Origin of the sequence: Scytonema hankhaensis NUACC26, from assembly GCF_045865695.1 — a bacterium.
Classification (GTDB): domain Bacteria; phylum Cyanobacteriota; class Cyanobacteriia; order Cyanobacteriales; family Nostocaceae; genus Scytonema.
Genome location: NZ_BAACAP010000240.1, coordinates 56,351 through 78,365 on the forward strand (window position 1 = coordinate 56,351; position 22,015 = coordinate 78,365).

At 41.9% G+C, this 22,015-nt stretch carries 19 protein-coding genes; 12 read left to right on the forward strand and 7 right to left on the reverse strand.

The window, feature by feature from the left end:
• Window positions 1–379: 379 nt before the first annotated feature.
• The gene (locus tag ACKTT2_RS40220) at window positions 380–1,528 is read left to right on the forward strand and encodes a glycosyltransferase family 4 protein (RefSeq protein WP_407897025.1); all 1,149 of its coding nucleotides are present in this window, start codon (window positions 380–382) and stop codon (window positions 1,526–1,528) included.
• Window positions 1,529–1,648: 120 nt separating this feature from the next.
• Here ACKTT2_RS40220 and ACKTT2_RS40225 read toward each other — a convergent pair whose 3' ends face one another.
• The gene (locus tag ACKTT2_RS40225; RefSeq protein WP_407897027.1) at window positions 1,649–1,813 is read right to left on the reverse strand and encodes a hypothetical protein; all 165 of its coding nucleotides are present in this window, start codon (window positions 1,811–1,813) and stop codon (window positions 1,649–1,651) included.
• 234 nt (window positions 1,814–2,047) lie between these two features.
• Here ACKTT2_RS40225 and ACKTT2_RS40230 point away from each other — a divergent pair, with 234 nt between their 5' ends.
• The gene (locus ACKTT2_RS40230; protein WP_407897029.1) at window positions 2,048–3,169 is read left to right on the forward strand and encodes a tetratricopeptide repeat protein; all 1,122 of its coding nucleotides are present in this window, start codon (window positions 2,048–2,050) and stop codon (window positions 3,167–3,169) included.
• 3 nt (window positions 3,170–3,172) lie between these two features.
• Here ACKTT2_RS40230 and ACKTT2_RS40235 read toward each other — a convergent pair whose 3' ends face one another.
• The 6 genes from ACKTT2_RS40235 to ACKTT2_RS40260 all read right to left on the reverse strand — a co-directional run bounded on the left by ACKTT2_RS40235 (window position 3,173) and on the right by ACKTT2_RS40260 (window position 8,432).
• The gene (locus tag ACKTT2_RS40235) at window positions 3,173–3,448 is read right to left on the reverse strand and encodes a type II toxin-antitoxin system RelE family toxin (RefSeq protein ID WP_407897032.1); all 276 of its coding nucleotides are present in this window, start codon (window positions 3,446–3,448) and stop codon (window positions 3,173–3,175) included.
• Window positions 3,441–3,692 carry a type II toxin-antitoxin system Phd/YefM family antitoxin gene (locus tag ACKTT2_RS40240; protein ID WP_407897034.1) on the reverse strand — a complete coding sequence of 84 codons (252 nt, stop codon included), beginning with the start codon at window positions 3,690–3,692 and terminating at the stop codon, window positions 3,441–3,443. The genes ACKTT2_RS40235 and ACKTT2_RS40240 overlap by 8 nt, the downstream gene beginning before the upstream one ends.
• A gap of 84 nt (window positions 3,693–3,776) precedes the next feature.
• Window positions 3,777–4,568 carry a peptidase gene (locus tag ACKTT2_RS40245; RefSeq protein ID WP_407897036.1) on the reverse strand — a complete coding sequence of 264 codons (792 nt, stop codon included), beginning with the start codon at window positions 4,566–4,568 and terminating at the stop codon, window positions 3,777–3,779.
• A gap of 109 nt (window positions 4,569–4,677) precedes the next feature.
• Window positions 4,678–4,911 carry a preprotein translocase subunit SecG gene (gene secG / locus ACKTT2_RS40250; protein ID WP_038078830.1) on the reverse strand — a complete coding sequence of 78 codons (234 nt, stop codon included), beginning with the start codon at window positions 4,909–4,911 and terminating at the stop codon, window positions 4,678–4,680.
• 159 nt (window positions 4,912–5,070) lie between these two features.
• Window positions 5,071–6,669, reverse strand: a complete 1,599-nt coding sequence (gpmI, locus tag ACKTT2_RS40255; RefSeq protein WP_407897038.1) for a 2,3-bisphosphoglycerate-independent phosphoglycerate mutase — start codon at window positions 6,667–6,669, stop codon at window positions 5,071–5,073.
• A gap of 77 nt (window positions 6,670–6,746) precedes the next feature.
• Window positions 6,747–8,432: an ABC-F family ATP-binding cassette domain-containing protein gene (locus tag ACKTT2_RS40260; protein ID WP_407897040.1), complete on the reverse strand. Its 1,686-nt coding sequence runs from the start codon at window positions 8,430–8,432 to the stop codon at window positions 6,747–6,749.
• Window positions 8,433–8,571: 139 nt separating this feature from the next.
• On the opposite strand from ACKTT2_RS40260, the gene ACKTT2_RS40265 reads away from it, so the two are divergent.
• From ACKTT2_RS40265 to ACKTT2_RS40310, 10 genes are all read left to right on the forward strand, one after another.
• Window positions 8,572–10,338 (forward strand): sensor histidine kinase, encoded by a 1,767-nt coding sequence (locus tag ACKTT2_RS40265; RefSeq protein ID WP_407897042.1) that lies wholly within the window; start codon window positions 8,572–8,574, stop codon window positions 10,336–10,338.
• A gap of 91 nt (window positions 10,339–10,429) precedes the next feature.
• On the forward strand, window positions 10,430–12,337 hold the full coding sequence (locus ACKTT2_RS40270; protein ID WP_407897045.1) for a diguanylate cyclase domain-containing protein: 1,908 nt from the start codon (window positions 10,430–10,432) through the stop codon (window positions 12,335–12,337).
• A 142-nt stretch (window positions 12,338–12,479) separates the two neighbouring features.
• Complete coding sequence (locus ACKTT2_RS40275) at window positions 12,480–12,950, forward strand: hypothetical protein (RefSeq protein ID WP_407897047.1); 471 nt, start codon at window positions 12,480–12,482, stop codon at window positions 12,948–12,950.
• 12 nt (window positions 12,951–12,962) lie between these two features.
• Entirely contained in the window at window positions 12,963–14,348 is a 1,386-nt protein-coding gene (locus ACKTT2_RS40280) for a hypothetical protein (protein WP_407897049.1), read from the forward strand.
• A gap of 200 nt (window positions 14,349–14,548) precedes the next feature.
• Window positions 14,549–16,015 (forward strand): VWA domain-containing protein, encoded by a 1,467-nt coding sequence (locus tag ACKTT2_RS40285; RefSeq protein ID WP_407897051.1) that lies wholly within the window; start codon window positions 14,549–14,551, stop codon window positions 16,013–16,015.
• Between the two features lie 13 nt (window positions 16,016–16,028).
• Window positions 16,029–16,502, forward strand: coding sequence for a Uma2 family endonuclease (locus ACKTT2_RS40290; RefSeq protein WP_407897054.1), 474 nt, complete (start codon window positions 16,029–16,031; stop codon window positions 16,500–16,502).
• 272 nt (window positions 16,503–16,774) lie between these two features.
• Entirely contained in the window at window positions 16,775–17,908 is a 1,134-nt protein-coding gene (locus ACKTT2_RS40295) for an ATP-binding protein (protein ID WP_407897056.1), read from the forward strand.
• A gap of 401 nt (window positions 17,909–18,309) precedes the next feature.
• The gene (locus tag ACKTT2_RS40300) at window positions 18,310–18,588 is read left to right on the forward strand and encodes a hypothetical protein (RefSeq protein WP_407897058.1); all 279 of its coding nucleotides are present in this window, start codon (window positions 18,310–18,312) and stop codon (window positions 18,586–18,588) included.
• A gap of 119 nt (window positions 18,589–18,707) precedes the next feature.
• Complete coding sequence (locus ACKTT2_RS40305; protein ID WP_407897146.1) at window positions 18,708–19,016, forward strand: PIN domain-containing protein; 309 nt, start codon at window positions 18,708–18,710, stop codon at window positions 19,014–19,016.
• Window positions 19,017–19,068: 52 nt separating this feature from the next.
• Window positions 19,069–21,957, forward strand: coding sequence for a DUF5682 family protein (locus ACKTT2_RS40310; RefSeq protein ID WP_407897060.1), 2,889 nt, complete (start codon window positions 19,069–19,071; stop codon window positions 21,955–21,957).
• The last annotated feature ends 58 nt before the right edge of the window (window positions 21,958–22,015 follow it).

The window sequence follows — 22,015 nt, forward strand, 5'->3', positions numbered from 1 at the left end:
TTGACTGAAAGCTTCACTTTTCATGGTAAACTTACCACATTGAAGAGTTCTCTCATACTTGTTGTCATCAGTGACCAGTGACCAGTGACTAGTGACCAGTAAGCGGTAATGTTCTCCCATACTTATTGGGAGCAACAAGAGCTTTAACTGGATACTATTACTAGTATCTGGGAAATATTTTATTGGATTAATAATATTGAGAGAAAGAAAGAAGTCAAAAATTTACTGTTCGGAAAGATTTCTATTTTTCTGTTAAAGCAGTCATTTTTGAATTTTTTATGATGACTCAATATCCAACAAGTAAAATCTCAAAAAGAACCGATCAAAAAAGACAAAAAGTTAATATAATTAATTTCGCTTTCCTGATAGCTAACAAAGAATGCGTATAGCCTGGATTGGAAAAAAATCTCCCTTTTGCGGTAATGTCACCTATAGCAGAGAAATTACAAATGCATTGCTAGACGGGGGACATCAAGTTAGCTTTCTTCATTTTGCTCAAGAAGAATCAGACTTGGACAATTGGCCTAATTGCCAAGAGGTCACTCTGCCCTTCATTTACAAGTCCCAAGTTTACACAATTCCGACTTTGAACGCGACCAAGGTTTTAACTCAGTCGTTGCGACGCATCAAACCAGATATAGTTCATGCTTCGCTAACTCTGTCTCCCCTTGACTTTGTTCTACCGGAAATTTGTGAAAAACTGAACTTGCCGTTAATTGCGACTTTTCACACTCCCTTTGCAGGTAAAGGAGCAAAACTTGTATCGGGAACACAACTTTTGGCTTATCAACTCTACGCGCCTTTTCTGGGTAACTACGATCGCACGATAGTGTTTTCCCAGATTCAGCGAGATTTGTTAGCCCGTTTGGGAGTCCCAGACGAGAATATCGCCGTCATTCCCAATGGTGTGGATGTTGTAAAATATTCTCCGGGTGCTTCTGACATCAAAGCTGAGTTTCGAGCCAACCGTCTGTTTGTCTATCAAGGTCGCATAGCCCCAGAGAAGAATGTTGAAGCTTTGCTGAGGGCATGGAAACAGGCGGATATGGGTCCACAGAGCAAGTTACTTGTTGTTGGTGACGGTCCGTTAAAGCCATCATTAGAAACATTTTACGGTGAAGAATACAACATCATTTGGTTGGGATTTGTAGCAGATGAACAACGGCGCATCGAAATTTTACGAGGTGGTGATGTATTTATTTTACCTTCACTTGTAGAAGGTTTATCTCTGTCACTACTAGAAGCAATGTCTTGTGGAATTGCGTGTATAGCAACGGATGTCGGTGCAGATGGAGAAGTATTGGATAAAGGAGCAGGAGTCATTCTCAATCCTAAAACAGTACGCTCTCAATTGAGAACGCTTCTGCCATTGTTCCAAGACCATCCAGAATTAACAATTTTGTTAGGGCAAAAAGCCAGACAAAGAGTGTTAGATAGCTATACTCTCAATAAAAACATCTCTCGATTGGTAGATCTTTATACTGAAGTTCTAAAGCAGCGTAGCTTTCAGTTCAGTCGCCGTGCTTAAATCATCGGGGACTTCCAAATAGAAAAAACCAATCTAATTCTTGTGGGACGGCATTCTTGCCTGTCCTACAAAAAATTGTTTCTGTATCAAATCAATACCATTTACGATAATCCGAGTCAACTACCAAAGTATTATCGGTAACCCAGCAATAACACACGCAATACTTGTCCAAACAGAAAAGCCCTGAATGTCAGCTTCATCCAGAGCATTACTCATTTGAATCATTGCTCCACACAGGGCTAGCAGTAGCATCAGAAAAAAAGTGGCATATCCCAAATAAATCATTATTTGTCCTCACTACATTTTGTTATCCGTTCTAGCGGAGGCAGAAAAGCAATTTCTCTGTCAGGAGTTAAGCATTGCGTTGGAGGGCGTACATCTGAAGAAAGAGATTGCATCGAACATGACTGTTTGCGCTAGACTCCTCGCTATCCTTAGTCGTTTTGGGTGAATTTTTTCTAGAATAAACGAGAATGCTAACCATGTTATCCTGATTTTCATCTCAGTTTTGTAACACCTATGCACGAACATCCGGAAGCACAAGCTAAAACTTTGTTTGATGAAGGTATTCGGCTTTTTGAGGCAAGGAAGTATACTATGGCGATCGCTTCCTTGGAAGAAGCTCTGAAGCTCGATCCTACCTACGTTGATGCTTGGTGCTGTCATGGGTTGGCTCTAGGACATTTGAAGCGATATGCAGAGTCCCTGGAGAGTTTTAATCGCGCTCTTGCTCTCAGTCCTAGAGATCGCCGTGCTTTGAGCGATCGTAGCTTAGTCTTGAGTGAATGGGGTAAGCACAAAGAAGCATTGGAAGGCTACGACCAATTACTCTCATTATACCCCTATGATTATGAAGCTTGGGACTCGAAGGGCAACTCTCTTGTTTTTTTAGAAAGATACACAGAAGCTCTCAATGCTTACGAACGTAGTATAGAGTTTAATCCTGACTATTACAAAGCTTTTACTAACCGTGGCTGTGCCTTAGTTAATTTGAAACGCTACAAGACAGCTCTCCGTAGCTTCGAGCAAGCAATTAGCATTCAACCAGATGACCCGGCTGTGTGGTACAACCGAGGTTGTTGTTTTATGGCATGGGACAAACCAGAAGAAGCAATTGATAGTTTTGACAAAGCTATTGAACTCGATCCCAAATACCTAGCAGCTTGGATCAACAAAGGCAATATGCTGGGCGAACTGAATAAAGAAGAGGAAGCATTAGCTTGCTATAACTATGTAGTGAAAATCGCTCCGCAAGATACCCATGCGTGGAACAACCACGGTATTACATTGCGAAGACTTGGCAGAATTAAAGAAGCGATCGCATCTTACGATAAATCAATTAAAGCCGATCCAAATAATTTTGAAGCTTGGGATAACCGGGGATACGCTCTTGCAAAACTAGGCAAATATCGCGAAGCCCATGAAAGCATAGACCGTTCTCTAGAAATCAAACCCGATCATGCGAACGGTATTTATAACAAGGGTTATTGTTATGCGTGTCAAGGAAAAGCCGCATTAGCTGTGGATTGTATTGCCCGAGCTATCAAACTTAATCCAACAAAATATTTACCGACTGCTAGAAACGATAAGGATTTAGATAGTTTGCGAAAAAATAAGCGGTTTCAAGCACTTTTGTTGTGATAACTATAAATTTTTATAAACTTCATCATCATTACGCTTGCCAACACGAAATATGTCAACTAATTTATTGACTTCATCAATGGTATATAGGATTCTGTACTCCCCAGAATCAGCACGATAACCACCTTCATATCCCTTTAACGCTTTACTATCGTGTGGTTGAGGATTGCTTTGAAGTGAAAATATTTTTGACACAACCTGCTTATAATGCTTAGCAGGTAAGTCCAACAAATCTTTCTCCACAGTTTTAGCTATTCTAAGAGTGTAACGTTCACTCATCGTCACGACGAACCATAATCTCTTCTAATGTGGTAAATCCATCGTTCTCTTCAATAGCACGTCGCAGTTCAGCAGAATCAATAGCATCTTCTATGGCTTCTAAAAGCTTTAGATCTTTGATGCTAATGAGCGCTACAACATTTTTGCCATGACGCTGGATCACAATACGTTCCCCAGCATACTCAGCACGATTCACTAAGTCTTGAAAATTTGCACGAGCATCAGTTGCGCTTATTACAGTCATTAGTTGATTTTTTAAAGTTTACTGCAAATCCACTGCTCTACTATCTTAGCGAAGAATTTTGTGAATTTTGTACAAATTGTCAATTTAGGAGGTTTTGAAATATTTTTTATTGGAAAGTTCTACAGACCATCCTAAAGTCGTAGGCTGTTCGTAAACCCGCTTCAATGTATTCACATCTCGAGGAGAAATGGGCGGTGGATTGCGAACTTGGGAAAAGAATAACGCATCAGTTTGTTGCAAACTATGTCCCCAAATGCCCAAGGCGTGACCGAGTTCATGTCGAGCAGCTGCCAATACGTACTGACCTGTTTGGCTGGGACTCAGAAAAATTATGAAGCGATGAGACAAAAGATTATTTTTGCTGATGTATGACTTGTAGTTAGTTTGGGCAGAACGCGCACGGGGAATTTTGCTACCTGGAGAAGTTTGAAGTGGAGGAGCTTTTCGCACAATAGTAATATCCGCTTCCTCTGGTTTTTCAATAACTGTTAGAGACAAATACGCATTCCATTCCCGTACTGCTTGTACAACAAAATTAACCCATGCCTCTGCTTGTTGGTTATTGACTGTTCTTGGTGGTTCCACATAAACACGAACGGGAAATTGCGACCAAACTAAATAACCTTCTTCAACTGGTGTCACTTGTGCAAAATAATCTCCACTGTTTGTCGAGTCTTGCCATTGTGCCAGTGTTGGTGGTAGAGGATGGGGTTTGGGGAGAGGGGGAGAGGGGGGGAGTGAGGGAGTGAGGGAGTGAGGGAGTTGAGGGGATGGGCTTTTATAATCAACGAGGATTGGGAAGCTAGGCAAAATAATAAGCAGTGCTGTAAAGATCCCCAACACTACAGAGATAATTAAGCGCTGCCAAATAAACATTTTGATATTTATTTTCCTAAAAATACCCAATTTTATAGCAAAATCAGTGACCCGATACATTTACTGGTCACTGGTCACTGGTCACTGGTCACTGGTCACTGGTCACTGTTTATTTTGGCAGCCAACCCGCACTTAAAACCACTGTTAAACCCAGAAAAATGACTGTAAGCGCCCAAGTAACGCGGTTCAATGTATTTTCCGCACTTTTGGTGCTGCTAAATAATTGAGCTTGTCCCCCGATCGCTGCTATGCCATCTCCTTTGGGGCTGTGCAGTAAAACTAAAACAATCATTCCAATTGCAGAAAATGCCCAAATGCCCTGTACAACGTTAGTGATGGTCATGGAATTAAGAAGTATAAATTATGAATTATGAATTGGGATATACAAATTATAAATTATGAAGTATGAATTATGAATTGAGATGCATAAATTCTGAACTGTGAGTTCTGGTAACTCCTGTTTCATCATTCATCATTCATCATTCATAATTCATCATTCTTTTTACAGACCTAGTTGTACGGGAGTGCGAGAAGCTTGCAGCTCGTACCCTGTTTGTTGTATCAAAGATTGCCCCGTCATTTCCAGTGGTTGAGGCAATTGCAAAATCTCCAGAATTGTAGGAGCAATGTCAGCTAGTTTACCATCGCTTCTGAGAACAACATTTGTGCCATGCCCTGGAATTTTTGCTTTTTCTCCTTCCACCAAAATTAAAGGAACGGGGTTGGTAGTATGCGCTGTCCAGGGATTACCATTACTATCTATCATGTACTCGGCGTTTCCGTGGTCGGCTGTAATAATTGCTGTACCACCTACTTTGCTAATACTTGCAAGGAGATGACCCAAACAATTGTCAACGGTCTCCAGTGCTGTGACTGTAGCATCAATTTTTCCAGTATGTCCCACCATGTCTGGATTAGCATAGTTAATGACAACTAGAGAGTATATACGCTTTTCAATAGCTGAAGCAGCCACAGCTGTGACAGCTGGCGCTGACATTATTGGGGCGGAATCATAAGTCGCCACCATCGGACTATTCACTAATTCCCTGTCTTCTCCTTCAAATGGTTCTTCTAAACCACCATTGAAGAAGTAGGTAACGTGAGCATATTTTTCTGTTTCTGCAGTCCGGAACTGCTTCAGACCGTTCTGAGCAATAACTTCACCCAGAATATTGCTTAAATTTTGAGGCTCAAAGGCAACCCCAACGGCTAATTCTGGTTCGTATTGTGTAAAGGTAACAAAAGATAGTGGCTTTATCTGCTGTCTTTCAAAACCGTCGAATTTTCGATTGACAAAGGCTTGGGTGAGTTGTCTGGCGCGATCGGGACGGAAGTTAAAGAAAACGACTCCATCGCCTGGTTCGATCGCTCCAGGTGCGATTCTCACTGGAACGACGAATTCATCGGTAATACCCACGGCATAGGATGCTTGGAGAACGTCTACAGCTTTACGACCATCACCCGGTTCTGGCTGCGTCATCACATCGTAAGCACGTTTGACGCGATCCCAACGGCGATCGCGATCCATGGCGTAGTAGCGACCGCTAACCGTCACTATGCGCCCAACACCTATACGGTCAATGTAGTCTTGAATTTGTGCTAGCGCTTTTACTCCCTCAGTTGGAGTAGTATCGCGACCGTCGGTTATAGCGTGTATGCAAACTTCTGAAATTCCTTGTACTTTAGCTAAGTCAATTAATCCGAAGAGATGACTGAGGTGCGAATGCACTCCACCCTCCGAACAAAGACCCATTAAATGCAACTTGCCTTGGCGACTAGACACTTCCTGACAGATTTTGACAAGTGCTGGGTTTCTGAGGATGGAACCATCTTCTACAGCATCCGAGATGCGTACCAACTCTTGGGGTACAACTCTTCCTGCGCCCAGATTCAAATGACCAACTTCTGAGTTGCCCATTTGACCTTCTGGTAATCCCACCGCTTTCCCTGACGTTCTTATGAGGGTGTGAGGATAAGCTGCCCATAAGCTATCCATTACCGGGGTTTTAGCAACGGCAATAGCATTTCCATAAGTTTCCTCAGAATAGCCCCATCCGTCTAAAATGACTAGCACCACGGGAGCAATAGGTGCTTTGGTCATAATATAATTGCCCTTTACTTTTTGTAATACCCGAATGATACCACTGCTAATCACAACCGCAAGTGAATTTCTGCTTATTACTTTTTCTTCCCTGATGCTTTTGCTGCTTTTTTCGCTGCTTTTTCGGCGGCGATCGCTGCCAACCTTGCTTGTTCTTTTTCCTCTGCTATTTTCTCTAAGTAGTAGTGATAATTTCCTAAGTATACACGGAACTCACCATCGCGAATTTCCACAATTTTGTTAGCGACTTGCGTGATGAAATATCGATCGTGGGATACGACGATGACTGTACCATCATAATTTTGAATGGCTTCTTCTAGCATTTCTTTCGCAGGAATATCCAAGTGATTTGTCGGCTCATCTAGGATTAGCAAATTCACTGGTTGTAGAAGCATTTTTGCTAATGCCAACCGGGCTTTTTCTCCACCGCTTAATGCTGCTACTTGTTTAAATACCGTATCACCACTAAACAAAAATCGTCCCAAAATTGTCCGAACTTCTTCATTTTTCCAATCTGGTACTTCATCATGAATCGTTTCCATGACTGTTTTTTTCAAATCCAAAGCTTCTGCTTGGTTTTGTTCAAAATAACCTGGAATCACATTATGTTGACCCAGTTCCACTTTACCTTCTGTGGGTTTTTCCAGACCCATAATTAGGCGTAATAACGTGGATTTGCCTGCACCATTAGGAGCAACAAAAGCGATGCGATCGCCTCTTTCAACTAAAAGATTTGCACCTAAAAACAAGATTTTATCATCGTAAGTATGGGTTAAATCTTTGATTTTCACTACCTCAAGCCCGCTACGGGGTGCGGGAGGAAAACGAAAGTGAAGCGTTCTTACATCTGATGTTGGTGCATCAATACGCTCTATCTTTTCGAGTTGTTTTTCCCGGCTTTTTGCTTGAGTACTGCGGGTCGCACTAGCCCGGAAGCGATCGACAAAGGCTTGTTGTTTTTCGAGTTCTTTTTGTTGGCGTTCGTAAGCGGATAACTGGGAAGCTTGGTTTTCAGCTTTTTGCTGTAAATATGCTGAGTAGTTGCCAAGGTAGGTGCTAGAAACTCCGCGTTCGGTTTCTACAATTTGAGTGCAAAGACGATCCAAAAATTCCCGGTCATGGGAAACAATCACCATTGGAGTTGTTAAACCTTTGAGATAACTCTCCAACCATTCAATGGTTTCTAAGTCTAAATGGTTTGTTGGCTCGTCTAATAGTAACAAATCGGGCTGTTGCAAAAGAATTTTTCCCAAACCCATCCGCATTTGCCAACCACCACTAAAAGCACTCACAAGACGCTCGCTATCTTCTAGCTGAAAACCCATTTCTGGTAAAATTTTACCTATTCGTGTTTCCAACACGTAGCCATCTAATGCTTCAAACTGCCTTTGCAGACGGTCTAACTTATTTATCAGGCGATCGAGTTGCTCTGGATTGGCGCTTTCCATATCTCGCTGTACCTGAGCCAAATCTTGCTGTACTTGGTTTGCTTCTTTAAAGACGGTCCAAAATTCTTCCCGAACGGTACGAGTGGGATCGACCTCAAATTCTTGATTGAGGTAGGCAATGTGCAAGCTAGCAGGACGAACGATCTCACCGGAGGTGGGTTCAATTTCCCCAGAGATAATTTTGAGTTGGGTAGATTTTCCCGCACCATTGACACCAACTAAACCTATGCGATCGCCCGGTTTCACTTCCCAGTTTATATCCTTGAGAACTTCGCCTGTAGGGTAAATTTTACTTATGTGTTCTAGTCGCAGCATTGAGTCTCTCCAAGGTAGGGTATCGGCGCTTAAGGCGAAAGTGTTAGTACCGAGTTTAATCTTAACAAAATTTAACTGACAAGTGGTAGCAGAAAGTACTTAAAAAATTAATAATTAGCAGGAGTTATCATGAGGACTTATGACTGCAAAGCCATTGACTCAGGTTATCCAGTCGTTCCAGGATTGCTTGAGCACTTTAGAACTGCAAATCCACAAACTGCCTCAAACTCTAGAGCAATCTGCTGAAATTTCCCAAATTTTTACACAACTACACATTAATTTTAGAAAATTAGTAACCGATCTGACAAGCGATCGCAAGCAACTTGAAACAGAACGGGATTGCATGGAAGCAGATTTGTTGAAGAAACAGCGATTGCTCGAGCAGATTGCAGAATCAACACCAGCAATTCTATATGTTTACGACCTGTGCGAACGGCGAAATGTCTACTCAAATCGACAACTAACTGAAATTCTGGGTTATTCTCCCACAGTTATTCAGACAAGGGGAACAGAATTTGTACAAACTTTAATCCATCTCGATGATAAGATTGTAGTGGCAGAAATTTTCAAGCAGCTTGCTACAGCACAAGATGAAGAAATTGTAGAAGCCGAATATCGAATGCGTCACAGTAGTGGAGAGTGGCGTTGGCTCTACATCCGAAACGTAGTATTGAATAGAGATGGTGATGGTTCTCCCTTGCAAGTCGTTGGGACGGCAACAGATATCACAAGACTCAAGAAAACCGAGCAGGAATTACGAGAGAGTCAGGAAAAATACCGTACTTTGAGTGAAGTGTTAGAGCAAAGAGTGGTAGAACGAACGGCTAAGTTGAGCCAGATCAACGAGCAATTAAACAAGGAAATTAGCGAGCGCAAACAGGCAGAAATAAGACTTGTACAAACTCGTAATTTCTTACAATCAGTTTTAGAACATTTACCCGTTGCAGTTTTTGCTAAGGAGACCAAACATTTTCGTTTTGTGCTTTGGAACTCGGCGTGTCAGTCGTTAATGGATTATACAGCAGAAGAAGTTTTAGATAAAACTGAATATGACCTCTTCCCAAAACAACAGGCAGATTTTTGCATGGTTCAAGATCGAGAAGTGGTTTCAAACTGCCAAGTTGTGGAAATTCCCGAAGAATTGATTTGGACAAAACAAGGAAAAACTAAGATTGTTCGCAACAAAAAAGTAGCTATTTGTAATGGAGAGGGACATCCAGAGTTTGTTTTAGGATTTACCGAGGATATAACACAAGCCAAACGCGCAGAAGATCGATTGCGAGCTTCACTGCAAGAAAAAGAAGTTTTGCTAGCAGAGGTTCACCATCGGGTTAAAAACAACCTGTATGTCATTTGCAGTTTGCTCGAGCTTCAGATGGATAGAGTGAGCGATTCACAAGCCAAAGCAGCTTTAGAGGACAGCTGCAGCCGGGTAAGTTCAATGGCATTAGTACACGAAAATCTGTATCGGACAAACAATTTTTCTGGTGTCGATTTTGCCGAATACATACAACAACTTGTCAGCGATTTACTGGATACATACATATTCTTTGGAAGTCAAGCAACTGTCAAATTTGATACTGAACCTGTCTTTCTCGGTCTTGACCAAGCCATTCCTTGTGGATTGTTGCTCAATGAACTAGTCACAAACGCTTTCAAACACGGTGTTAGTGACAGTAGTTGTGGCAACATCTACATCCATATGAGAAATTTGACTGATGATTCGATTGAACTAGCCGTTGGTAACGATGGTAATAGCCTTCCCAACGATTTTGACATCATGCAAAATGCTTCGATGGGGCTAAAACTAGTTATGCTGTTGGTTGAACAATTGGTGGGTAAGCTTGAAATAGAAAGGGGAGATGTCACGTGGTTTAGAATTAAAATCTTTCCATCTAAATATTAACTACATACAAATCACACAAAAGCGAATTTTTTTCGACAGATAAAAAGAATAAAATAGAATCTCACCTTTTTCAAGCTGTCCTAAGCTAAGTATGGCAGGGATTTTAATAGTTGAAGATGAGCGAGTCGTTGCTTGGAATCTTCAAGCTTCCTTAGAAAAGTTGGGGTATACCATCGCGGGTAACATTACGTCTGGTGAAAAGGCAGTCGATCTAGCGGAAACGCTTAAACCAGATTTGATACTGATGGATATCAGACTACAGGGAAGTATGGATGGTATAGAAGCAGCTGCAAAAATTCGCGCTTGCTGGTATATTCCGATTGTTTACTTAACCGCATATGCTGATGAGCCAACTTTAAAGCGAGCGATGGCTACCGAACCCTACGGTTATCTGATTAAACCCTTTAAACGTACCGAACTGCACACAACTATCACCACAGCTTTGCGGCGTTCTCAGTTGGAAAGACAGCTACAAATGAGTGAAGCTAAATTTCAAGAGCTAGCAGCTAACCTACCTAGTGTAATTTATAGCGTGTTGCATCAGCTAGATGGATCGAATCTATGGCTTTACATCAGTCCCGGTTTTCAAAACCTGTTTGAAATAGATCTTGTGTCTTTCCAACAGGCAGGTGAATGTATAGAAGCTTCCTTTTACCCCGAAGATATTAGTTCTTTGAATGAAGTGATACGCGCTGCTGTAGAAAAGATACAACCCTTTAAATGGGAAGGACGCATTGTGATTCCTTCTGGGCAAATAAAATGGATTCAGATTGCTAGCCGCCCTACTAAACAGGATAATGGAGAAGTTATTTGTGATGGGTTAATAGAAGATATAACCGAGCGCAAACTTACAGAACTTGCCTTGCAAAGCCAAATGCAGCACCAGCGATTATTAGCTGAAATTACCCAACAAATTCATAAATCTTTGGATTTCAATGAAATTTTGACTATAACAGTCACTCAAGTCCGTCAAATTCTTCAAGTAGATCGAGTCTTAATTCTTCAGCTTAATTCAGATGCATCGGGAGTTGTGATTCAAGAATCTCTAGAGCCTGCATTTTCTTCAACATTGGGACTTCAATTCACAGATGAATGTTTTCCCTCTGAGTGTTATGACTTTTACTCGCGGGGAAACTCACAAGTCATTTTTGATACAAATCAAGACGATTTGAGCAATTGTTTGAAGAGCTTTATGCAGGAGATAGGGGTGAAATCCAAGATTGTTACTCCCATCCTTCAACATTCAGAACATTTAGTCACTGTAAGTAGTGTTGAGGAAAACACTTCAGAAAGCAGCGATGCAACAATTCCTAAATCTCAAACAGTAAAATTATGGGGTTTGCTCATCGTTCATGCTTGTTACGCTCATCGGCAATGGCAAACAGAGGAAGTAGATTTACTGCGGCGAATTGCCAGTAATTTAGCGATCGCCCTTCAGCAATCAGAACTTTACCAGAAACTGCAACAGGCAAAACAGCAACTAGAACTTCTTGCCAAAATTGATGCATTAACCCATGTTGCTAACCGTCGCCGTTTAGATGAGTACTTACAGCAACAGTGGCAGCGATTGACACGAGAGCAAAGACCTCTATCGTTGATTTTATGTGATATAGACCAGTTTAAAAGCTACAATGATACCTACGGGCATCCAGCAGGAGACACTTGTTTAGTAAAAATTGCACGAGCAATTACCAGCGCCGTGCAATACCCCGCAGATTTAGTCGCACGCTACGGTGGTGAGGAATTTGCGATCGTTCTACCGAACACTGCTGAGACAGGAGCAGTGGAAGTTGCTATACGTATTCAAGCACAATTAGCTCAACTTCAGATTTCTCACCCCTCCTCAGATGTTAAAGATTATGTCACGGTAAGTCTGGGTATAGCCAGCATGGTTCCCCACGAAAACAGTTCTCCTTCAGCGTTAATTGCAAGAGCAGATACGGCACTGTACCAAGCAAAGCAACAAGGACGCGATAGGTACTGTGTCAGTGACCAGTGACCAGTGACCAGTGACCAGTGACCAGTGACCAATGACCAATGACCAATGACCAGTGACCAATGACCAGTGACCAATGACAAATGACAAATGACAAATGACAGAATATACTGGAATTTTTATACAAGCGTGAGTGCTGCTTTATATGCTTAACTCATCCTTCGTTCATTCGGAACGCCATACTATTTCTGGAAAGCGAAATATCAAAGATGTCCCTTTTGTGGAACTGTTTAACGGGCGTTTGCAAGGAGTCGTTTCTAGCGGTTCTGATATCGAACGAGTCTACGTTTCTTTTTTTGAAGCTAATACCATAGATTACTACTGTAGCACAAATAACAATCGTCCTTGTGGTGGCTTACGTGGATACCCGTGTAAGCATTTGCAATCTTTACTTCAAGAGGCTGTGACTTCCTATGGAATTGAGCAAGTTGCTAATACTCTCAAAGTTCCTGGCGACATTAGCCAAATTAAAGCAATAAATGACATACTAAGCCGCACGGGGACAGTGAAAAAAGAACAGAAGAGCGAAGTGTTTAGTCGGTTTCTCAACTACCTTCGTTACTTAGAACTCAGTAGCGATAATCACCCGTTACCCGAAATGAGTTGGTTTGTATAGAGGAAGAAAATTATGGCATTTCCAGATTTACTGAACCAACTGCCGAAAGGAACTCAAGAAACTTTTGGATTGATTGCCGATTTTGACCAATGCTTCGTTGTAGGTTTTGCGAATCTTGAAACTCAACACCAGCAAACTCTCAACCGTCTTCAACAAATATTTACAGGTACACCGCTTCAACAACCTGTTTCTGAAACTTGTACAGATCTTCAAACCCATGAGTTTTTCGAGCGACATTTTGGGATTTTGGCAACCGCACGTGCTTCTTTACAAGGAGCACTGTTTGATACATTGCAGCTGCAAGCTAGAAGTGTGTTGGGACGAGTGGTGGAGGACGAGGGGAATGAGGGAGACAAGGAAGATAAGGGAGATGAACGTTTACGAGTTTGGTTGGAAAGCATTCGTCACTGGCTGATGGAAATTGCTTTGATGGGATATGCTCGCTTGGAAGCACCAACTTTAATTCCTTTTATGGCAACCCTGGAACAAATTCAGTCAGAACCACTGCTGGTGCGTCAAGCTGCTTTGTTAACAGGGTTTTTTAACGAACTTATGAGCCGGGTTCCGGTAGCTGACAGCAGTACTATTCCCGTTTATCGCTGGGTTGATTTGTGGACTCAGGCGATGGTTGGTGCAATACGTCCTCCTGTGACTGATAAGCCTAGGATTGTATCTGGGACACTGGAATTATTGGGTTTGGATTTACGCCATCACTCTAATATGGTGAGTTTTACTGCTTATGGGTTACTGACGGTTGATGCTCGAGTTCAATGGGTACGACTGACGTTATCTGCTTATAAAGTTGATGCCATTAGTGGTGACCAAATTTGGTTGCTGTTTCCTAACGCGGCTGTTCTACTCAATGCTTTTGCTGAAAATAGAGCGTTGCATCTTAAGGATGTTCCTTTGCTACCATCAGGGGATTTACTTTGGCAGGGTGACGCTCAATTAGGTAAGAATTATAATTTGATGCAAAAAGCGTCTGAATTTTTTGCAATTAATGCTACAAAGAACTTGAGTTTACCCTCAACTCCTCCTGTCGCTCGCCATCCCATACAACTAGCTGAACCTGTGTTTCTTGAAGGTTATGCGATCGCTGGTAAAGATAATAGCTTGATGCTGAATTGGAAAGATGGAGGGGTATTGCCAATTGCAACTGAACGCATAAGTTCTTTATCAGAAGTTAATATAGAGGCTATTTCTAAATCGACTGAAATTTTTGGGTTTCTTCGTTTTAATGCTGGTTGTTGGGCTGTTCAACCATTGGCTGTAACTATACAAGGTAAAACTATTTTTACAGGACAAGGTGCGGCTAAAGTCTTGAAGTCTCCGCCAAAGAATAGTGTGGTGACGGTTTTACAGGAACGTGCTGGTCGTTTGCTGCGGAAGAAGAGTTAAATGTGGGGATTGGGGATAAGGGATTGGCGATTGGGAAATTGATATGGCGATAAATATTTTTTTGAATTATTGCAATTACTCCCTTCCCGCCAAAAAATTACACAAACACGTAGGTAGGGCTAAAGCCCACCAACAGAGAATGGTGGGCTTTAGCCCTACCTACAAAGAGCGGTAATTTTAGAGTACAAAGGGAGTAATTTATGGATGGAAATCAGATTGCTCAACGGCGTCAAGTGCTTTACTGGCGATTGCTTACAGCTATGTTTGGCTATACCGAACAAGGGGAAAATTTTGAGCGGATGAGTCGTGCGATCGCTTTGGAGTTGAGTTTGCCACAGCTTATTCTCGATCCCAACATTAGTATAGAGAATTTGCTACAGCGCTATCCAGAATTGGAGCCAGATTTCACACAGCTAATAATATCTGAAATAACAGGAGGCAATGGACAGGACGCTAATTCTTCTCCCTTGTCTCAAAATAAAATCGATGACACTACGACTCTACGTCGTGCGCTTGTTTTTTCTAAACTATTACTGAATGCTTTTGGTCCCAATACTCAAAGTAGTGTAATTACAGCACAACAGTATGCTCAATGGTTGAAGGATGTGGGCTATTTGGAAAAAGCTCTTGGTTATGCACCAGGTGGCTTGCGAGGACAAAAGCCAGGAATGAGTGCGGGCGCTGGTAGTGGCAAAGATAAGGATGGTGCGGGTAGCGGTGCGGGAATGGGTGCAGGGCTTGGTGTTGGAGAAGGTTTTAGTGTTGATGAACAACAGTTACGTACCACCCTCAAAGCAATGGAGAGCGAACTGATTGAACGGATGGCGTTACGAGAGGTACTGAAGGATGACCGATTGGCTAGTCAACTGACTCCCTCAATGGCATTAGTCGAACAACTTTTACGCGATAAAGCCCATTTGTCTGGGAACTCCCTCAAAAATGCCAAACGGCTCATTCAAGAATTTATTAATGAATTAGCAGAAGTGTTACGGTTACAAGTCGCGCAAACAGCCACTGGTAAAATCGATCGCTCGGTTCCCCCAAAACGAGTTTTCCGCAATCTGGACTTAAAGCGAACTCTCTGGAAGAACCTAACCAACTGGAGTCCGCAAGAGCAACAATTATTAGTAGATCGCCTTTACTACCACCATACTGCTAAAAAAAAGACACCCACTCGCACGATCGTTGTGGTTGACCAATCAGGATCGATGGTAGATGCAATGGTACAGTGTACGATTCTTGCCTCGATTTTTGCGGGAATTCCTAACGTCGATGTACACTTACTCGCTTTCGATACACAAGTGCTCGATCTAACACCTTGGGTACAAGATCCATTTGAAGTTTTGTTACGCACTCAACTAGGAGGTGGAACATACATTTATGGAGCACTTGTAGAAGCAGCCCAGAAAATTCTTGAGCCACAAAACACAGTTCTTGTCCTCATTTCCGACTTTTACGAAGGTGGTAGCGACCAAGTGCTGTATGACTATATTAAATCTCTGAAAGAAACAGGTTTACATTTTATTCCTGTAGGGGCTGTAACTAGTTCCGGGTACTTTAGCGTTCACCAATGGTTTCGAGACAAACTCAAAGAATTAGGCACACCGATTTTAACTGGTAGTCCCAAGAAATTAATACAAGAATTAAAGAAGGTAATAGTCACTTAATAAACCAAAAACTATGCAAGCTCAACAACAATACTACTACACAACTGAAGAATATCTAGATCTAGAAACTGCTGCAACGTACAGAAGCGAATATTACAACGGTCAAATCTTTCCAATTGCAGACAGTACCATAAATCATAATAGGATAGCAGGCAACTTTTCGGCTGCACTTAACTTTGCCCTCAAAAAGCAACCCTACGAAGTCTTCATGACTGATATGCGCTTGTGGATTCCAAGCAATAATTTATATACATACCCTGACATCATGGTCGTTGCTGGTCAAGTAGAGTTAGTAGAAGGACGTAAAGACATCATTACCAACCCAATTGCGATAAGCCGGGTACGGCTTGCGCCAAAGGCGATCGCAGAAGTTTTATCAGAATCCACAGAAAAATATGACAGAGTTGGTAAATTCAAACTTTATCGTGGCATTCCCACATTAAAAGAATACATCCTAATTTCTCAAACAGAAATTTATGCAGAATAATATTCAAAAAGCGAAGAGAATAGATGGCTCTTTTCAGTTTATGAAGGAGAAAACACAATTTTAAACCTAACCTCCATTCCATTCCAAATACCCCTCATAGATCTTTACGACAAAGTAGAATTCCCAAACCAAACATAAATTCACTTCTCCTGTCTTTGCAATTCATTCAAAACAGCATTTCCCAATCTGCCAAAGTACAAATTCATCCGCGTCCGTCTGCGTTCATCTGCGGTTAAATTTTTCTTAAAAAAACTTCAACCACCAATAAAAAAATGGCAAAAACAAAAACCACAACCATGCTACGGCAACCAGCCGAAATCAAATACAAAGAAGAACTCGAATATCTAACCTCAATCGACAAAGGAACCAAACCCTTCTCCTGGAAACTATCTCCACAGATGGTTAGAACCTTCGTACTAGGAAGCACCCCCTCCCAAAAACTCGATCGCACCATAGAACAAAAATGGTACGGCGACACTGCAATAGCCGAACGAGCCATCGTTACCCTAGCCTCAGATCGAGGTTTACTCCTCATAGGAGATCCCGGTACGGGAAAAAGCTGGCTAGCCGAACTCCTCGCCGCAGCAATTTCCGGTAACTCTACTTACGTCGTTCAAGGAACCGCAGGAACCACAGAAGACCAAATTAAATACTCCTGGAACGTAGCCATGGTCATCGCTAGCGGACAATCCAGAGAATCCCTCATACCCTCCCCAATCATGACAGCAATGCAAACAGGAGCAATGGGACGCTTTGAAGAGTTAACCCGGTGTACATCCGACGTACAAGACGCCCTCATTTCCATTCTTAGTGAAAAGTATATTTCTATACCCGAACTGAAAACAGACAATATTGCCTTTGCTCAACCAGGATTTAACGTCATTGCTACAGCCAACAGTCGAGATAGAGGCGTTAACGAACTCTCTTCAGCCTTAAAACGCCGCTTTAACTTTGTCCATATGCCCGTAGTCACAAACAAGAAACAAGAAAAAGAAATCATTCTTTTCCGCACTCAAGAACTTATGAGTCGCCATGGTTTTGAAGTTGACATCCCACCCACATTACTTGATGTTTTACTACAAACCTTTGCCGATTTACGAGAAACAAGCGCAGCCGCTAGTTCTGACGACCAACGTTTGGAATCTGCCCTATCTACCGCCGAACAAATAGGAGTCTTAGAAGATGCTATTCTCCACAGCCGTTTCTTTGGTGTCACTTCTTTAGAAGCCGGAACACTAGCACGTTCTCTTGTTGGTACATTAGTCCGTCGCTTACCTGAAGACGTTTCAGTACTTAACCAGTTTTGGCATACTGTAGTAGAAAAGCGCTGTCAGGAACAACAGGGAGATTGGCAACCTTTTTTGGAAGGAGGAAAGCAGGCGATGGGGTTGATGAAGAGGGGGTAGGGGGTAGGGAGTAGGGGATGGATAAAGCTTGACCTTCTCGTACTCCCGTACTCTCGTTTGTACCTCTCGTTCCGGTGCTCTACCTGGCAATGCCTACTGAGAGGTTCCACCTCCCATACCATGTGTCTATTCCGTAAGGAGTTAGAGGGGTTTCCCCCGTTGAAGCGACTACGGAGCTTCTAGCCCGTCACTAATCAAGAACGGGCGAGGACGCCCGGACCACAAGATGAATAATTTATTTCTTGGACATCCCTTACTGCGATACCAGAGGTATTCCACTAAGTGATTATACTATTAATTTGTCGATGTATTAATATAAATAATTCAATAAATCGGGGTTCTGATTCAGTTGATAATAGAATTGTATTTTAGTAGTAGAAGTTAGGAATAGAGGTAAAATTATGACTCTTGAACAAACAGTTTTAGAAAACTTCCGAGAATTACCCACAGATAAACAACAAGAGGTTTTAGATTTTATTCAATTTCTCAAATGTAAATTATCAGATAAAAAAACACTTGTTGTATACGATCTGCAAGAAGTTTTAACAGAAACTCAAGAAATTAATGATTTTTGGTCAGCTTTACAAGACTTCAGACAAAGGGTAGATTTAGAAAGTATTGATGTTGATACTTTTGAAAATTTACGGGATAAATCTCCTGGAAGAGAAGTTAATTTATGAGTCTCAAGTATTTACTAGATACTAACATTTTATCGGAGGCTAAACGCCCTCAACCAAATGAGAAGGTAATGGAAAAGTTAAAATTATATAGACAATAAACAGCCACAGCTACCGTAGTTATCCATGAGATGTTATACGGTTGTTTACGTCTTCCTCTGTCTAAAAAACGTCAAGATATAGAAGATTATATAAGCAATGTTATTTTAGCACAACTGCCTTTATTTGATTATAATCTCAAAGCGGCTCAATATCATGCTCAGGAGAGAGCAAGGTTATCTAAGGTTGGTAAAAGTCCTGCTTTTATTGATGGTCAAATTGCCTCTATTGCAGTTACGAATAATTTGATTTTAGTAACAAATAATGTGACAGATTTTCAAGATTTTGATGGTTTGATGATTGAGAATTGGGGTCTACACTCCAACCATTGAGAGATAACTGCTACCGTTCCCTCTCCCTACTCCCTACTCCCTACTCCCTAAAATGCTTCCACAGACACTAGCACCTCTCCAACAACAACTGCTTGATGCGGCGGAAAAGTTTGCCACAGATGCTCAACCTTTGAGCGAATTTTTAGCAGCTTTAGTCCAAGATGTAGAAAGGGCTGCAGCCGAACCATTAGAAATTTTTCCGGTATGTCACCACTCTCCATCCTCAGCTTTGCAGATGGTGAAACGACTGCATGAAAAACCCTTCAAAGCAATTTACTTGGAAATGTGTGAGGATTTACTCCCTGTTGTAGAAAATTTACGGGATTGTAAATTACCTGTCGCATTACAAGCATTTGCAGCTGAATCCCAAACTTTTTCACCTAAATTAATGCCTTTAAGTGTCGTCGCACCTCTCACAGAAGCTTCAGCGGAGTATCAAGCGATCGCTTACACTTTACAGCATCCAAACACACAACTCGTTTTTGTGGATCGGGCGGTTGATTTTATCTTTCAATGGGAACCTGATGAGTTGAAAAGTCAAGAAGAATCAGAAGAACCGCCTTCTGATGAAGCGAAAATGCACGGTACGGCTTTTGGGGTGGAAGTTGGTAGTTTAGTTCCTACATTCGAGCAGTTTCTTGATTTCTTGCTGCGGAATTCTAACACGCGCCACTTTGCAGAATGGTGGGATCAATATGTTGAGCAAGCTATTATTGGTGCCGATCGCGAAACTTATCGCCAAGTTATGTTTTTCATAGGTAGCTTGATGCGGCGACTCGGAACAAACAAGAAAGATGTGGAAAGCGATCGCCTGCGCGAACGGTATATGTGGACTCGTATCAAGCAGCACATGAAAGCCAATAATATTGCTCCTGATGAAGCTATCTACATCTGTGGAGCAGCACATTCTGCTAGTGAAGTTGCTGAGTTTGGAGTTTCAAATAGTACAATATGGAATGACATTCCCGAACTCACGCAAACAAAATGGCTGTACGGGTTAATTCCCTCAAGTTTTGCAGCTATTGAATATCAGTTTAACCATCCAGCCGGAACAATTTCCCTCGCTGAAGCGACTTGGAAAAAGAGTTTAAAAGTCTCTAAGTTACAACCCTTTCTTCTGAATAAATCGGAGAAGAAGCAAACGGGGAAACGTCAAGATTCAAAAACACAAGGAGAAATTTCTCCCCCTATTCCCGGAGAGTCCTCCCTCTCGCCTTCTCTTGTGAGTTTTCTCAACCGTCCGCCGGAATTTGCAGAAGGGGATACAGAACAACTTTTGCAATGGTGTACCGATATTGTTGCTTCTGCACGTAAAAACGGATACTTGGCAAGTACGGCAGATGCTATAGCGATTTATCAAACTTCAATGCTGCTTGCGGGAATGCGACATCGGGTTCATCCTACCCCTTATGATTTCCAAGATGCAGCTATTACCTGTTTGGAAAAAGATCGTACTCCTAAAAAACGCAATATTGCTCAATTGTGTCGAATTTTACTAGGAGGCGATCGCATTGGAACGGTAGGTTATGCTTCCCTACCGCCGTTAGCTCAGGATGTTTACAATCGCTTAACACCACTTGGGGTGAATTTACTGAGCCAAACCAATCAACGTGCTTTGATGGACTTTAAGCAACAGCCCGAATTGTTGGCTTGTTCTGATGTTTTGTGGCGACTTCACTATTTGGTGGGCGATCGTCTCGTACAACCAATTATGGGAGAGCGAACTCTTGGTTTTAAGCCATTACAGGAATCTTGGGAAATTCGGATTGGTAAGAACCAACGAGAGATTATTATGCTCGGTTATGAAGGCGTGACTATCGAGCAAGTTTTGGAACAACGGCTCAAACAGTTGGCTTTTGGAGAGCAAGCAAAAACAAGTTCTGTATTAGAAGCTGCTGAAAATAGTATTTTATACCTTTATAGCTTGCGATTGACTCAAGAATTGGGAGAACACGCGATCGCACTACTTTCTCAAGAAACAGGAGCTGAAGATGCTCCTAAAATTTTTGAGAGAGTACGCCGTTTGGTGCATTACTACCGCACCACACCAACAGGATTACCAACTTGGATCGAACGATTTGTCGTCACTGGTTACGGGCATTATGCAACACTTTTGCCCAAAGCTTTTGCAGATCGAGGAACTTCACCCGAACAAATTGCTGGAATGTTAGGCTTTATCTTTACTTTGGAAAGTTTAGCACTTTCTTTAGGTTGCAATCGCAGCCAATTATTAATAGGAGTAAAGCAAGCAAGCCAGGAGTTGGAAGATCGAGCAAAGCTAGGTTTGTTGTGGACAACGGAATTGTTGTTAGGACTGCGTACTATAGAACAAATTCGCGAGTTCTTCGATCGCGTGCTTGACAATGAACTACAGATAGCTGCTTTTCCTGACTATCTCAATGGGTTTATCCTAGCGCTGGGTTTTGCTCCTCGGATCGGTCAGTTAGTTGTAGAACTACTGAGTAAACTCTTTGCTACAGTTCCAGACTCAATATTATTACCGTGGCTACCCAGCTTAATTTTACGCTTGCGACCTCATACTCAGATTTTACAAGTGTTGCTTAAGGAAGCAGCAAGGATTTTTCCTCAAAATTTGAGTGATTTTGACAAATGGCAACCCGCTTGGACTGCTAAGGTAGAAGATTCTCAGTCAAGGGCTTCTGAAAAACAAATTATGCCAGCACTGAGCGCTCAAGAAATGGAAGTGCGGCAATTACTGTTCAATACGAGACAAACCACTGAAGCGATGGCGCGATTATTGGGCGTAGAAAATGTCACTTGGGAAGAGACTTTGCTATCTCACAAGGAATCGAATTCTAGCGATCGCTTATCGGAAAAAGAAATTTTGATTCAAACTTTGCTTATTTCTCAATCCTCTACCATGAATGTTTTGGTAGGTTGGGTTGAACGAAGTGAAACCCAACCTAGACAAGATGTTTGAGTGAAACCCAACCTAGACAAGATGTTTGAGTGAAACCCAACCTAGACAAGATGTTTGA